9 protein-coding genes and 2 pseudogenes are annotated in these 9,833 nt (G+C 68.9%); 7 read left to right on the top strand and 4 right to left on the bottom strand.

Features of this window, described 5'->3' with window-relative positions; genetic code table 11:
• Nucleotides 1–423 (top strand): transposase (locus ABZ154_RS34145; protein ID WP_356838280.1); only part of this gene is annotated, 423 nt, incomplete at its 5' end.
• Between the two features lie 73 nt (nt 424–496).
• Here ABZ154_RS34145 and ABZ154_RS34140 read toward each other — a convergent pair.
• Nucleotides 497–817: pseudogene (locus tag ABZ154_RS34140) on the bottom strand (transposase); the annotation flags it as partial.
• 649 nt (nt 818–1,466) lie between these two features.
• Here ABZ154_RS34140 and ABZ154_RS34135 point away from each other — a divergent pair.
• Nucleotides 1,467–1,682: a hypothetical protein gene (locus ABZ154_RS34135; protein WP_356838278.1), complete on the top strand. Its 216-nt coding sequence runs from the start codon at nt 1,467–1,469 to the stop codon at nt 1,680–1,682.
• Between the two features lie 11 nt (nt 1,683–1,693).
• On the opposite strand, the gene ABZ154_RS34130 is transcribed toward ABZ154_RS34135, so the two are convergent.
• Nucleotides 1,694–2,158: a hypothetical protein gene (locus ABZ154_RS34130; RefSeq protein ID WP_356838277.1), complete on the bottom strand. Its 465-nt coding sequence runs from the start codon at nt 2,156–2,158 to the stop codon at nt 1,694–1,696.
• 240 nt (nt 2,159–2,398) lie between these two features.
• Nucleotides 2,399–2,533 carry a hypothetical protein gene (locus ABZ154_RS34125; RefSeq protein ID WP_356838275.1) on the bottom strand — a complete coding sequence of 45 codons (135 nt, stop codon included), beginning with the start codon at nt 2,531–2,533 and terminating at the stop codon, nt 2,399–2,401.
• A gap of 247 nt (nt 2,534–2,780) precedes the next feature.
• On the opposite strand from ABZ154_RS34125, the gene ABZ154_RS34120 reads away from it, so the two are divergent.
• The 4 genes and pseudogenes from ABZ154_RS34120 to ABZ154_RS34105 all read left to right on the top strand — a co-directional run bounded on the left by ABZ154_RS34120 (nt 2,781) and on the right by ABZ154_RS34105 (nt 7,177).
• The gene (locus tag ABZ154_RS34120) at nt 2,781–3,542 is read left to right on the top strand and encodes a TnsA-like heteromeric transposase endonuclease subunit (RefSeq protein WP_356838274.1); all 762 of its coding nucleotides are present in this window, start codon (nt 2,781–2,783) and stop codon (nt 3,540–3,542) included.
• Nucleotides 3,539–5,604, top strand: a pseudogene (locus tag ABZ154_RS34115) (Mu transposase C-terminal domain-containing protein). Before ABZ154_RS34120 ends, ABZ154_RS34115 begins: the two are co-directional and overlap by 4 nt.
• Nucleotides 5,601–6,620: an ATP-binding protein gene (locus ABZ154_RS34110; RefSeq protein ID WP_356838272.1), complete on the top strand. Its 1,020-nt coding sequence runs from the start codon at nt 5,601–5,603 to the stop codon at nt 6,618–6,620. Before ABZ154_RS34115 ends, ABZ154_RS34110 begins: the two are co-directional and overlap by 4 nt.
• Nucleotides 6,617–7,177, top strand: a complete 561-nt coding sequence (locus tag ABZ154_RS34105; RefSeq protein ID WP_356838271.1) for a hypothetical protein — start codon at nt 6,617–6,619, stop codon at nt 7,175–7,177. The genes ABZ154_RS34110 and ABZ154_RS34105 overlap by 4 nt, the downstream gene beginning before the upstream one ends.
• 36 nt (nt 7,178–7,213) lie before the next feature.
• Here ABZ154_RS34105 and ABZ154_RS34100 read toward each other — a convergent pair whose 3' ends face one another.
• Nucleotides 7,214–7,762 carry a hypothetical protein gene (locus ABZ154_RS34100; protein WP_356838269.1) on the bottom strand — a complete coding sequence of 183 codons (549 nt, stop codon included), beginning with the start codon at nt 7,760–7,762 and terminating at the stop codon, nt 7,214–7,216.
• Nucleotides 7,763–8,347: 585 nt separating this feature from the next.
• On the opposite strand from ABZ154_RS34100, the gene ABZ154_RS34095 reads away from it, so the two are divergent.
• A complete protein-coding gene (locus tag ABZ154_RS34095; protein WP_356838268.1) occupies nt 8,348–9,742 on the top strand; it encodes a PIN domain-containing protein in 1,395 nt (464 codons plus the stop codon).
• The last annotated feature ends 91 nt before the right edge of the window (nt 9,743–9,833 follow it).

Here is a 9,833-nt window from a genome sequence, read left to right as displayed (position 1 = left end):
CGATTCAAGGTCAACATCATGTCGGCGGTCGCTTCCCGCGGCGCTCTGTGGTTCACCGTCTTCCCTGGCAAGTTCACCGCGAAGGTGATGTGCGCCTTCCTCGACCGGCTCGCCCGCCAGGCCCGACGCAAGGTCCATGTGATCGTCGACCGGCACCCGGTGCACCGCAGCAAGGCCGTCCGGGCCTGGCTCGCCGAAAACACCGAGCGCGTCGAACTGCACCTGATGCCCGGCTACAGCCCCGAGCTCAACCCCGACGAGCTACTGAACGCCGACCTGAAACACCACGTCCACGCCGCCCGCTCCACGTCGATCGACGACCTCGCACGCGAGACCCGACGCTTTCTGCACCGCAGACAACACCAACCCCGCATCGTCTGCGGGTACTTCGCCGCCCGGCACGTCCGCTACACGATCCAGTAGGAAACCCATCAGTTTCTGCTCAATAATCCTGCTTCTCGGTTCTCGCGCAGATCTTGAGGGGCGTCTTGGAGCGCTACTGGAGCAGGATCAGTTTGCGGAGGAGTTCGAATCCGGCCCGGCCGTAGAGCTGCCGCTTGATCTTCTTGATGCGGTTGACGGCGCCCTCGATGCTGCCGGAACTCCAGTCGAGGGTGAGGCCGGCGGTCACGGCGTCGAGATCTCGGTGCAGGTGGAGTGCGAAGCCGGTGAGCCCGGGTAGCTGGCTGGCGTCGACGGCGTTGACCCAGGCGGGGAGCGTGGCGCCGAGGCGGCCGGTGAGCATCTCGCCGAAGTCCCGGACATGTCCGGCCGCTGTGTCCAGTTCGGGGCAGCGGGCCAGGACGTCCTTCAGGCGCGCTCGGCAGCTCATGGGCACCCCGCAGCCGGGCTGTTGGCCGATCTCGCCAGTCAACGCCTTCCAGGTCATCGGTCGCCTGCTGAGCAACCTCCTCCAACGACCGCCGCCGCAGCCCACGCCTGCGACAAGCCTCCTGCCCGCACCGAACCTGTCACGGCGTGGTGTCTGGGACGGCACCCCGGTCGGGACGCCCAGTGCCCGACTTCCGCCGTCCACTGTGTCGCCGACTGTTGACATCCTCTGTCTTTGGCCGCCGACGCCCTGACGTCATCCGACAGGCGTCACTACACGAACCCAGGAGCCGAGCACCGCACAACCATCGGTTCTGGCCCACGTTCCCGATGAAATTTCCTCGGAAATCGTGAACTCACGAACTTCTCGGCACGCAGCTGCGCTGGAGCGCGCCGAAGCTGGTCGCGACGGCCAACGAGCGGGTGTCCGGTGCGAACGTCCGCGCCCTGCACGTCCTGGCGCCCGCACCCGTGAAGGCCAGCGCCGCCACGGCGGCCGCCGAACTGGCCCCGCAGCCGACCGCACCCGTCGCGCCGGTGCAGCGGCGGACTCCGCCGGAGGGCTACCGCCGTGCGATCGAGGCACACCGCCAGGCCGCGGTGCGTCCCGGGTTGACCCGGGCATCGCGCAGGCGGTGGAACGACAGAACCGGGCGATGCGGGAGCTCAGCCGCCGCGCGTTCCCCGAGCCGCCCGTCGTGCCGGACGATGCGCCGGCCCCGATCGACCAGGCCCGCGTCCAGCGCCGCCGCCAGGCCGCGATGACCGAGGCCGCCGCGCTGCGCCGGGCCCGGGACGAGAAGGCCGGCCGGGAAGTCTCTGTCCCGCGGCGTCTGGAGCAGACGGCGTGACCGGCGTCGGGTCAGGCGCTGGTCTCGGGCTGCGGGGTGTCCTCGTGGGGCACGGCCTGGTCGTCGTCGGTGGACCACAGGGCGCGTCCGAGGAAGTACAGGGCGATCATCCCGGCGTAGATGAACGCGCCCCAGCCGAAGACAAGCAGGAAGAGGTTCGCGTCGCCGCGCGGGGCGCTGTAGGCGACGCCCTGCCCGGTGGTGAACAGCCACGGGAACCAGGCGGAGCGGACGAATCCTGGGTCGGCGTACCGGCCGCCGCCCCGGCGCCACGACAGAAGCGGGACCGACGCGAAGCCGACGCTGGCCCAGCAGTACATGAAGGCGAAGAAGTCGTTGGCGATGAACTCGTGGCCGTTGGTGATCCCGAGGTAGGCGACTCCGGGCAGGAAGAGCGCGACCGGAACTCCGAAGCCCAGCACCTCGCCACGATCTCGGATCTTCGCCACGTTCTCCCCCTGCTGTCGACGTCTCATCCGGCACCGTACCGGCCGCGCACAGCGGGGTCCGCCGATCGGCGGGAAGGGCCAGGGCGCCAGGGCCGGCTACTCGCGGCGGGTGAGCTCCTCGGGGGTGGGCACATGCCGGGTGACGTGCGGCTGGCCGCTGTAGTCGACGGTGATCGTGTGCCGCAGGACGTCGTCGGCGGCGTCGTAGAAGACGTGCTCGATCTCGAGGCAGACCCGGTCGGTGGAGATCCCGAAGTCGTGGGCCTCCTAGTCGTTCACCTGCCGGGCCCGGCTGCCGGTGACCACCCGCACCGTGCCGACCGGCGCGGGTGGCGGCGGCTCGACCTCGCCGCCCAGCCGCGCCCGCCTTGCCCTGCCCTGATGCCCATTCTGATCCGTCATGGTCGTCACCGTAGCGAGCACGTCTCTCCGAAGAGGCCGTCTCTCGGCAAATCAGTCCGCTCCCTATGAGCCTCACATGGAGTTTCCGCAGGTAGAAGCGGCGAAGTGAGTGCCTGTGAGCTGTGAGCCAGGGTGACCCGTCGCAGTGAAGGTTGACCTCTGACATGCGATCTCGTTCGTTTGCCAAGTGATCTTGACGACCAGTAGGTTTCTGCCACTTGATCTTGACCAGTGAGGTCTCGTCTGTGTGGGGGAGACCGTGGCTGTTGCCGCGCTGGCGTACGGCGATGCCGTCTTGTCGGCCTTTGAGCTGGGGTTCGTCGAGTCCGGGCAGCGCCGTCGGCTGCCGTTGGGCCAAGGCTGGAACCGTCGGTTCGAGTGGGCCGATCCGGTACGGGAGTTCCACTGGGCCAAGGGCGGGGAGGGTTTCGCCGGTCTGTACTACTCGACCACGATGGGCGCCCACGTGGGCTACGAGTCGTGGCTGGAGCGGGATCGGCTGATCCTGCTGGACCGCGATCCCGGCGTGGTCGGGATCGCGTCGCAGCCGTTCTGGCTGCACTGGCACGACGGGAAGCGGCGGCGCCGCCACGCGCCCGACTACTTCGTGCGGCTGGGAGACGGCCGGGGCCGGGTCGTGGACGTGCGGGCCGGGGACCGGATCGACCGGGCGGCCGCCGAGTCGTTCGAGAAGACGGATCGGGCCTGCCAGGCGGTGGGCTGGGAGTTCGTCCGCGTCGGCGAGCCGGATCCGGTGCTGATGGCGAACGTGCGGTGGCTGTCGCGCTACCGCCGGCGCCGCTGCGCGCGAGCAGACGTCGCCGAGCGGCTGCTGCGGGTGTTCGAGGAGCCGGTCCCGCTGAGGCCCGGGGCGGTGGGGGTCGGCGACCCGCTGCTGGTGCTGCCGGTCCTGTTCCACCTGCTGTGGTCCGGCGTGTTGAGTGCCGATCTTGAGGGCGAGCTGCTGTCATCCGACAGCCTCGTCGTGACGACGAGGGGAGAACGATGAGCGGGCTGCAGCGGCCGGTCGGAATCCAGGTCGGCGCATGGGTGCGCTTCGCCGGGCAGGTCCGTGCAGTCGTGGGCGTCACGGCCAGGACGGTGACGCTGACGGACACGGAGGCCGGCCAGCGCGTCATGGCGGTGGAGGACCTGACGGGCGAGGCGGACTTCGCCGTCATCGACATCCCGGTCCGGATGCCGCTGCCGGCCTCGTCACGGCTGGAGACGTTCCCGGCCAAGGCGGTCGAGAAGGCGCTGTGGTGGGAGGGGCACATCCTCGAGGTGCTGCACGGGCGGCCTCCGGAGGCCGGTCCGGATACCACGGCGCGGCCGGAGTACGGTCCGGACCGCTCGCTGACGGCCCGCCAGCGGGCCAAGGCCGCTGAACTGACGGCGGCCGGCGCCAAGGTGTCGGCCAGCGCGGTCGCCAACCTGCGGCGCCGCTACCAGGCCGAGGGCGTGCTCGGCCTGGTCGACCACCGCCAGGCCGCGAAGCGGCCCGCGTTCGGCTCGGTGGACGAGCGGGTGGTGGCGGCGATGCGCACGGCCATCAGCGAAGCCGTCGACGCCTCCACCAGGACGGGATCGTTCATCCTCTGGCGGACCAGGGAAATCCTGCGCGAGACCTCCGGAAGCCAGGATCTCGAGGTGCCCTCGGAACGCACCCTCTACCGGCTGCTGGCGAAGCTGACCGACGGCACCCACACATTCAGCTCCGCGAGCACTCGCCGCTCCAAGGCCCACGGGGCGAAGGCCCCGTTCGGCGAGCTCCCGGCGTTCGCCCCGGGCGAGGTCATGCAGATCGACTCGACCCCGCTGGACGTGATGGTCCTGCTGGACGACGGCGTCCCGGGCCGGGTCGAGCTCACGGCCATGATCGACGTGGCCACACGGACACTCACCGCGGCGGTGCTGCGGCCCACCACGAAGGCGGTCGACGCGAGCGTGCTGCTGGCCCGCACGGTCACCCCGGAGCTGATGCGTCCCGGCTGGGCGGACGTACTGAGGATGTCCCGCTCCGTGCTGCCGCACCGCCGGCTGCTGAGCCTGGACGAGCGCCTGGAGCACGCCGCGGCCCGCCCGGTCATCGTCCCGGAGATGATCGTCTGCGACCACGGCAAGGCGTTCATCTCCCGGAACTTCAAGTCGTCCTGCCGGTTCCTGGAGATCGACTTCCAGCCCGCCCACAAGGGCTCCGGCTTCGAGAAGGCCACATCGAGTCGATGCTGGGCTCGGTGGCGACGCTGTTCGTCCAGTTCCTGCCCGGTTACACCGGCCGCAGCGCGGACCACCGCAGCCGCCACCCGGAGCGCGAGCGGATCTGGTCGCTGCTGGAACTGCAGGAGCTCCTGGACGAGTGGACCATCGCCCACTGGCAGAACCGGCCGCACGATGGCCTGCGCGACCCCGCCCACCCGGGCCGGCTGTTCACCCCGAACCAGAAGTACGCGGCGTTGGTCGAGGCCTGCGGCTACGTCCCCGTCGCGCTCACCGGCGAGGACTACGTCGAGCTGCTGCCCTCGGACTGGCGGGCGGTCAACGACTACGGAATCCGGGTCAAGAACCGCATCTACGACAGCCCCGGCCTGACCCCGATACGCCGCCAGGACTCCGGAATCCGTGCCAAGCGCGGGCTCTGGGAGGTCCACCGCGACCCCTACGACGCGTCCCAGATCTGGGTACGCGACCATCGCGCCGAAGGGCGGCCGTGGATTCAGGCGACCTGGAAGCAGCTGCACCGGGCGCCGGTGCCGTTCGGCGATCTGGCCTGGGACCACGTCAGTCACCAGATGCCCGGCTCCACGGAGGCGGAGATCGCCGACGCGGTCGCGTCCTTGCTCACCCGGGCCCACGCCGGTCCGGCGGGCGAACCGAAGCCCAAGTCGACCAGGCGCGACCGCCGGGTCGCCGCCCGGACCAAGGCGGCCGGGCCGTCGACCCCGCTGCCCGCTCAGACCGCTGACGAGCCCGCCCCCGCACCCGAGCCGGCGAAGGCCGAGGAGAAACTCGCCGACGTGATCCCGCTCGGCCTGTTCGACCCGCTCGAAGATCCCTGGAGACGACGATGACGCTGCCGGACACCGACGACGCCGGGCAGCACCTGACCACGAAGGACGGCTGGCGCCGGTTCGTGGCCGGTGGCCCGAAGCCACCCCACATACCGGCGCCGTCGCCGAAGTCGTACGCGAAGCTGCCCAGGGAAACCCGCCTGAAGCTGGACGACCTGCGCATCGACCATCACGCCCGCCTGATGGTCGTGGCCACCTCCACGGTCCGCCACACCGTCACCACGGGCCGCCGCCTGGTCATGCTGAACCGGCACGCGATCAGTGCCCGCCGGGGTCTGATCGTCTCCGGCCCGGCCGGCACCGGGAAAACCATCGCGCTCACCCAGCTCGGCCTGGCCCACGAGCTCAACGACCGGCACGTCCACCCCGATGCCCATGGCCGGATCCCGGTCCTCTACATCACCGTTCCCCCGGCGGCGACGGCTCGGATGATCGCCGCGGAGTTCGCGCGATTCCTGGGGCTGCCGGTCCACCGCCGGCTCAACACCAGCGACATCATCGAGGCCGTCGTCGGAGTCTGCACCACCACCCGCACCGGCCTCGTGATCGTCGACGAGGTCCACAACATCTCCCTGAGCACCCGCCAGGGCGCCGAGGTCTCCGACACCCTCAAGTACTTCTCCGAGCGCATCCCGGCGACGTTCATCTACGCCGGGATCGACATCGAGCACAGCTCGATCCTCTCGGGCACCCGCGGCGCACAGATCGCCGGCCGCTTCACCCTCATCCCGACCCACCCCTTCCCCTACAACGACGAGTGGAAGGGCCTGGTCAAGACGATGGAGGACACCCTGCTGCTGCACCGCCACAAGCCGGGCACCCTCGTCGGCCTGGACCGCTACCTCCACGACCGCACCGGTGGCATGATCGGCGCTCTCTCCCACCAGATCCGCGGAGCCGCGATCGACGCCATCCTCACCGGCACCGAGAAGATCACCCAAGCGGAACTCGACGCCGTTCCCCTGGACGTCACCGCCAGCACCCAGGCTCCCCAGCCCAGGAAAACGACCCGGTGAACGATCTCGAACGGCCAGTCGCCGAGCTGCCCATCCAGGTCTTCCCTCGCCCTTGCGAGGGGCCCGAGTCCTTCATTTCCCGCCTCGCTCAGGCGAACTATCTCAAGCCGGCCTACCTGAACGCCTGCCTCAGCGAGCCGCCCACCGAACGCGGCACCCTGAGCTGGCCACGACTCGCCGCCGCAGCCGGACGAGACCACCTCGAACTCCAGGAAGTCCTGGAGCGGACACCGCCGCCCCCACCAGATCTCCTGCTCTGCGAGTACTGCGGCCGGCCGCCGAAGCCAAACGTTCAAGCCGAGCTACCACCGTGGTTGTGTTCCGCCCCCTGCCGACGCAGAAACGATCTCCTCAAACGGGCCCCATCCAGCAACGGCATCCTCCCGGACCAGAAACAAGTCCTCCCCTGCCCCGGCTGCGGCGCCCAGTTCATCCGACCCGCGACCAGCCCGCGCAGTGCATGCACGCCCCGTTGCCACGCCAGGAACACCCGCGCACAACAGGCCGAGCTGGCTCTCTACGAGAATCCCGACGCAGTCGAGGACGAACCCGCCTGACTCGGACGGTCAAACTCACCCGCTGGGGCCTGGGCCCTACATGTCGGGGCCTACCTGGCGAGCCCCTGCCCACTGGTCCTCGAACTCGCGCTGGCTGATCTCCTGGCCCGCCAGCGCGGGATCGAAGAGGTCAACGATCGGCGGGTTGAACGGCCAGTCATCAGGGCCACTGCGCAGGGCGGTTCCATCCTCGGCGAGCTCCACCTGGCGAACCCGGCGCCCATCGGGCCCGATTTCCATCAAGTAGACAACCGGCTCGTCGTCCTCGTCGTCCCATGGCCGCCGCAAGTACACGATGTTCCGGTCCGCGAGCGTGCCGAAACCCTCATGCCCACGCTGCGGGTCACGCTCGGCACGCAGGCTGTCCAGACCAGGAGGCATCAGAGGAGCGTCGATGTCGACTTCCTCCAGCTCGTCGTCTTCGAACCGTGCCACCACCTCCGGATCAGTGACGACCTCGACCCAGGCGAACGTTTCGAGGACTTCCCGCGCAGACCGCGCATGGACCCACCACCATGAGCCGCCCATGCCGTAGTCGTGCAGGACGAGGAGGCGGTGCTTGTGCGCGCTGTCGGTGCCAGTCATAGGGACTGAGCCTAACGACGAACGCCGGGGCTGCCTGCCAGGTCAAACTCACCTGGCAAACGGTCAAGATCACCTGTCAAAGGTCACCGGTGTCGCCCGCCAGAGTGTTCTTCCCGGCTCAGGGAGAGTGGCGTCGCCAGTGGGAGAGGCCACCGTGGTTGGCTTCGTCCTGGACGAGGCCGGGCCACGCTGGCGGTCGTCTGGGATGTGAGGGATGGCGGTTTCACAGCCGCAGCGCGAGGAGCCAGTAGGCGGGCGAATCTCCGGAGTTGTGACCCGGGAGAAGTGGCAGCGTGTTCCGAAGCCCCATAGTGCGTCACGCTCACCCGGTCGTTCAGCAGACGGCCGAGACAAAGACAAGCAGGTGGTGAGCCCCGGTGCCGCGCGCGAACGGCCAGCTAGCCGCCAGCGCGCAAGAGCCGCGAAGCCTCCGTGGCGGTCTTCGGCTACGTGTACGAGCCGGGCCCGGCCCTCCGATCCGTCGGAGGACCGGGCCCGCGCCGTGTTCCAGCCCGTCCGGCTGGTCTTCCCACCTGAGCCAGGTGCGGCCTACAGCCGGTGCAGAGCTGCACGAGATGATGCCCGGTGAATGCTACGGAGGCACGGTTGATCATCTTTGATACGAATGCAGTGAACCTTCTCCCGCCGTCCGGTCTTCGGGCCGACATCATCCGCAAGTTGCGGCAGTCCGGCCACCACAAGGTGGCCGTGCCGTGGATGGTCATGGAGGAGTTGGTCGCTCACAAGACGAAGCACTACCCCGACAAGTACCGGGCCGTCGTGAGCACCCTGGCGAAGCTGCGCGAGGCACTGCCGTGGGAGTTGAAGAGCTCCCTGGAGCCGATCGACCTGAACCGTCTCGTTGCCCACTGGCGCAGCGAGTACGAGGAGGTTTTCGAGGTCATAGAGACCAGCGGGGGCGCCGCACGCAAGGCGCTGGCTCGTGAGGCCATGGCCCTTCCGCCGGCGAAGGCGACCAAGGAACGGTCTGAGGGCGGCCGCGACGCGGCGGTCTGGTTCTCCCTCCTTGAGTATCTGGAGGAGAACCCGGAGGAGGAGGTCTGCTTCGTCACGAACAACACCAAGGACTTCGGCGACGGGGCCACGTATCCCTATCCGATGAACGAGGACGTGCGCGGCCTGGAAGGCCGGCTCACCCGGCTCACCGATTTCGACGCGGTCGTCTCGAAGTTCACCAAGGAGGTGTCCGGGCGGGATGCCGAAGCAGCCGCCGAGGAACTGCTGAGGTCGCTGTCCGTTCGCGACCGGGTGTCGCGGACCGCGGTCGAGGTGCTCAGCTCACCGGTCGGGTTCGTCGGTCTGGACACCGCCAAGGCGTCCGTTCAGTGGCGTCAGTGGCTCGCCTCTCCCGAGGCCGAGCTGCTGAGCATCGCGGACGTCCTCGGTCACGAGATCGAGGGCAGCGTCTGGTACACGGCCAACACCCGCTGGCTGCTGCACGGGGTTGCCATCGATGGCGACGACGAAGACGTGCGGTACGTGTCGTGTATCTGGGAGATGAAGATCCTCTTCTCCGCGAACGGCGTGGACGAGGCGCCGACCCTGCTGACCCCCGGCGAACCCGTGCTCCCGGACACAGACGATGCGCGGTGCATGGAGATCATCCAGAAGCTGAAGGCCAGGGCTTCGCGCGCGCAGCGGGTCCTGCGCAACCGGCTCGCCCACTCCTCAGGCGAGCGCCTGATCGCCGATAGCATCGCCGGGGCCCTGCCCACGCTCGACGTCGCTGGTGTCATGGCGCGCAGCGTCTCCGACCTGTTCCCCAAGCTGACTGCCACCGATCTTCTCGGGCAGGGCGTCATCGAGCACATCAGAGCTTCGTTGCCCACGCTCGACATCGCCACCACCCTGAACCAGACGGCCGTTGATCACCTCGTCGCCGGGCTGCCCAAGCCCGACCTCAGCGGGCTGTTTCCCCAGCTGGATCTCAGCCACCTCGTACCAAAGGTCGACTACTGAAGTTTCCCCGTGATCTCGGACACTCGTTCGTTATGCCGCGAGGGTGTGTTGATGTCGCTGCCTGGTCTCGGCCGGGGTGAGGTAGCCGAAG

It is taken from the genome of Streptomyces sp. NPDC006261 (assembly GCF_040613515.1).
Lineage (GTDB): Bacteria > Actinomycetota > Actinomycetes > Streptomycetales > Streptomycetaceae > Streptomyces.
Note: the sequence above shows the minus strand (reverse complement) of the source record. Positions and strands in the feature narration are given on the sequence as shown.

Coding starts and splice junctions, on each gene's coding strand:
- ABZ154_RS34100 (WP_356838269.1), bottom strand. CDS start 7,762: ATGACTGGCACCGACAGCGCGCACAAGCACCGCCTCCTCGTCCTGCAC.
- ABZ154_RS34130 (WP_356838277.1), bottom strand. CDS start 2,158: ATGAGACGTCGACAGCAGGGGGAGAACGTGGCGAAGATCCGAGATCGT.
- ABZ154_RS34110 (WP_356838272.1), top strand. CDS start 5,601: ATGACGCTGCCGGACACCGACGACGCCGGGCAGCACCTGACCACGAAG.
- ABZ154_RS34125 (WP_356838275.1), bottom strand. CDS start 2,533: ATGACGGATCAGAATGGGCATCAGGGCAGGGCAAGGCGGGCGCGGCTG.